The organism is Variovorax sp. YR752 (genome assembly GCF_943372545.1).
In genome coordinates this window covers 1-3,097 of record NZ_CALRZC010000413.1, presented here as the reverse complement: position 1 = coordinate 3,097, position 3,097 = coordinate 1, and the positions used below count along the sequence as shown (strand labels likewise).

General features: G+C 72.4%; 3 protein-coding genes. 1 reads left to right on the top strand and 2 read right to left on the bottom strand.

Annotation, left to right across the window (positions count from 1 at the left end):
- Nucleotides 1–38: 38 nt before the first annotated feature.
- Entirely contained in the window at nucleotides 39–1,787 is a 1,749-nt protein-coding gene (locus AAG801_RS41300) for a long-chain fatty acid--CoA ligase (RefSeq protein ID WP_341893668.1), read from the bottom strand.
- A gap of 155 nt (nucleotides 1,788–1,942) precedes the next feature.
- On the opposite strand from AAG801_RS41300, the gene AAG801_RS41295 reads away from it, so the two are divergent.
- The gene (locus tag AAG801_RS41295; RefSeq protein ID WP_341893667.1) at nucleotides 1,943–2,440 is read left to right on the top strand and encodes a hypothetical protein; all 498 of its coding nucleotides are present in this window, start codon (nucleotides 1,943–1,945) and stop codon (nucleotides 2,438–2,440) included.
- A gap of 12 nt (nucleotides 2,441–2,452) precedes the next feature.
- Here the strand turns inward: AAG801_RS41295 and AAG801_RS41290 are convergent.
- The coding region (locus AAG801_RS41290; RefSeq protein WP_341893666.1) for a hypothetical protein at nucleotides 2,453–3,097 on the bottom strand (645 nt) is incomplete at its 5' end.

The following is a 3,097-nucleotide window of genomic DNA, read 5'->3' as shown; positions in this document are numbered from 1 at the left end:
CCGCCTGCGGCTGCTGCGGGAGGTTCGCCCGAACACCCTCAGGCCTTGGCAGCGTTCTCCGCCTCGCGGTCCTGCAGCAGGCGCCACATCACCTTGCCCGAGCCCGACTTGGGCAGGCTGTCGACGAACTCAACCAGCTTGGGCACCTTGTAGGCCGCCATGTGGTCGCGCGCCCAGGCGGTGATGTCCTCGGGCGCGGTCTTGCCCTTCGCCTCGGCGCGCAGCACCACCACGGCCTTGACGGTCTCGCCGCGGTACTCGTCGCGCGCGGCGATGATGCAGGCCTCCTGCACCGCCGGGTGCTTGTACAGCAGCATCTCCACCTCGGCCGGCCAGACCTTGAAGCCGCTGGCATTGATCATCCGCTTGAGCCGGTCGGTGAGGAAGAAGTAGCCCTCCTCGTCCATGCGGCCGAGGTCGCCGGTGCGGAAGAACAGCCGCCCGCTGGCGTCGCCGGGCAGCGCGACGAAGGCCGCCTTCGTCGCCTCCGGGTGGCGCCAGTAGCCCTTGAAGACCATCGGCCCGTGGGTGACGATCTCGCCGACTTCGCCCGTCGGCATCTCCTGCAGCGTCAGCGGGTCCACCACACGCGAGTCGACACCGAAGATCGGGATGCCCAGGCACTGCAGCTTGGCGCGCTCCGGCGGGTTGGCGTGGCTGGGGGCCGCGGTCTCGGTCAGGCCGTAGCCCTCGGCGAAAGTCAGGCCGAATTCGTCCTGCAAGCGCTGCGCCACCGCCTGCGGCATCGCCGCGCCGCCACCGCTGATGTTGCGCAGCGAGGAGAGGTCGAAGCTCTTGTAGTTCGGGCTGCCGAACAGGTCGATGACCATGGTCGGGATGCAGGTCCAGTGCGAGACGCGGTGCCTGGCGATCAGCCGCGCCGCGAGCTCTCGGTCCCAGCGCGGCAGGATCACCGTGGTCGCGCCCGAGTACACCGCGCCGAGCACGCCATAGACCATGCCGGTGATGTGGAACATCGGCACCACGCCCAGGCCGACCGCCTCGGGCCCGCTGTGGCTCCACTGCCCGCCGACGCAGTTGTGCATCAGCGTGGCGTGGGTGTGGATGCAGCCCTTGGGCAGGCCGGTGGTGCCCGAGGTGTAGGGCAGCAGCGCCATGTCGTCGGGTTGCGCCGTGTGCGCGTCAGGGGCCAGGCGCTGCGCGAGGGCGTCGCCCCAGCGCGTCCAGCGCGGGCCACCGGCCCCCGTCTCGGGCAGCGGCGGATCGGTGCGCAACCATTGCTCGGTGGCGGCGTTCGGCGCCTCGGCGGGCTCGATGCCGCCCTCCGGCAGCGCATCGGCATAGCGTGTCACCAGCACATCGGCCAGGCGCTGCGCCTCGGGCAGTCCGGCATTCGCCTGCGCGACGATGGCGGCCAGGTCGGCGCTGCAGATCACCACCTTCGCCTGCGGGTCGGCGATGTAGTGGCCGAACTCGTCGGCCCGGTTCATCGGGTTGACCGGAACGACCACCGCGTCGGCGCGCAGGATGCCGTACAGCGCCGCCACGTACTGCGGGCAGTTCTGCATGAACAGGGCGACGCGGTCACCCTTGCGCACGCCCTGCGCCTGCAGCCACCCGGCGATCGCCGACGCCTGCTCGCGCAACTCGCCGTAGCGCAGCGCCCGGCCGAAGAACAGGTAGGCCGGCTTGTCGGGATAGCGGGTCGCCGAGACCTCGAGGTTGAACCACAGCGAGGTCTGCGGCACGACGAGTTCGCGCGGCAGGCGGCGCGGCCAGATGCGGTGATGCGGGCGGACGGCAGGCGCAGCGGTTTCGACGGACACAGACTCTCCCGGAGGTACGGCCGCTCCCGGCCGGATCGGCCTCGGGTATACCGCAGCGCCCCGCCTCGAACCACGGGCGGAACCCGCTCCCGGTCTGTCGCCTGTGGGACAAGGCACCTGCCCCGCCACGGCCCGGCACTTGCTTGGCGTAGTGCATGGCCAGCAGTACGCCGCCCGCCTTCCTCGACATCGAGGCCTCCGGCTTCGGGCGCAGCAGCTATCCGATCGAGGTCGGCTTCGTGCTGCCCGACGGCGAGGCCTGGTGCACGCTGGTGCGGCCCGAGCCCGGCTGGACGCACTGGGACCCCGCGGCCGAGGCGCTGCACGGCATCACGCGCGATCTCGCCTTGCGCCACGGCCGGCCGGCGGTCGACGTGGCGCGCGAGCTGAACCGGCGGCTGCGCGGCCTGATCGTCTACAGCGACGGCTGGGCCCACGACTACGCCTGGCTGGCACTGCTGTTCGAGGCCGGCGGCCGCACACCGGCGTTCCGCCTCGACCACCTGCGCAATGCCATCGGCGAGGCCGACGCGATGGCCTGGCAGGCCACCCGCGAGCAGGTGCTGCACGCGCGCCCGGTGGCGCGCCACCGCGCCAGCAGCGACGCGCGGGTGCTGCAGCTGACCTGGGAAGCGCTGCGTCGGCCGGTCTAGCGGTTGGCCGCCCTAGCGCACCAGCGGCCCGCGCTCGAGCAGCGCCGCGCGCAGGCCGGCGCAGTAGGCCGCGTCCGCCGCCCAGGCCTGGCGGGCCGCTTCGGCCAGCTCGGCGCGACGCGCCGGCAGTTCGAGCAGTCCGGCCAGCTCGGCCAGCGAGTCGTGGACGACTGCGCGTGCATAGTGGTCGAAGTCCGGCGCGATCTCCGCCTCGGCCGCCTGGCCGATGCGCGCCGCCTCGGCCAGGCGGCCGCAGTGTGCGAGGCACGCGGCGTGGTCGGCGCGCGCGATGGTCGCCTCCCAGGTCATGCCGGCCTGCGCCGCAGCGTCGACGCAGCGTTCGAACACCAGCACCGCCTGCGCGTGTTCGCCGGACAGGCGCAGCATCTCGCCGAGCCGGAGCTGGCTTTGCAGGCTGGCGTCATCGCTGGTCAGCGCCGACGCGAGCTGCTGCGCGCTGCCCAGCCCGGCCAGCGACTGCTTGAGCAGTTCGCCATCCAGCCGGCCATGGGCGCGCAGGCGCCGCACCTGCTGCGCCTGCGCCAGCGTCATGTAGCGATGCACGGCGGCGACGAGCTGCTCGTCGTTGCCCGCGCGCGCGATGGTGCTGGCGCGGCGGTAATGGCGCATCGCCTCGTCGATCAAGTCGGCTTCCTG